This is a genomic window from Mesorhizobium sp. WSM4844, assembly GCF_055811775.1.
Genome location: NZ_JBVVQB010000175.1, coordinates 1 through 630, shown reverse-complemented (window position 1 = coordinate 630; position 630 = coordinate 1). Strand labels below are relative to the sequence as shown.

The following is a 630-nucleotide window of genomic DNA, read 5'->3' as shown; positions in this document are numbered from 1 at the left end:
CCACGCGCCACCCCCGCCCCGCCGATGTAAAGCTCACCCACCGCCCCGAACGGCACGGGCGCACCATGACCGTCCAGAAGGTAGACGACCGTATTGCGAATTGGTCGTCCCAGCGGCACCCGTTGCTGGCTATCGAAAACAGCAGGTACCGAATAGCAGAGACTGAAGGTGGTATTCTCTGTCGGGCCATAGCCATTTGAGACCCGCAGCGTCGGATGTCGCTTCTGGCATGCTCTTATGGAAGCCGCGGAGACCTCTTCGCCCCCGACCAGCAGTTGCTGTAGCCGATCAGTACTCCGCTCCTCCCCCACATAGACGTCGAACAATCGGGCAGTCATCCAGGCGATAGTGACGCCTTGGTCTTGGATGATCTGGGCCAGCGTTGCGGTCGAGAGGTGACGTTCAGGATAGAGCACAATGCTGGCGCCGTTCGCCAAGGCTCCCCAGACCTCGAACGTGGTCGCATCGAATGTGGGCGAGGATGCGTTGAGAAAGACGTCCCGCGGGGAGATCTCTACGAAATCGTTCCCCGCCACAAGACGCACCACTCCGCGATGCTCGACCATGACGCCCTTTGGGGTTCCGGTGGAGCCTGAGGTGTAGATGACATAGGCGAGATGGCGCGGGCTC

Annotated in this window: 1 protein-coding gene; it reads right to left on the bottom strand. The window is 61.1% G+C overall.

All coding sequences use genetic code 11. The features are described from left to right. Window positions 1-630 (bottom strand): AMP-binding protein (locus tag AC0L2A_RS36310; protein ID WP_473612990.1); only part of this gene is annotated, 630 nt, incomplete at both ends.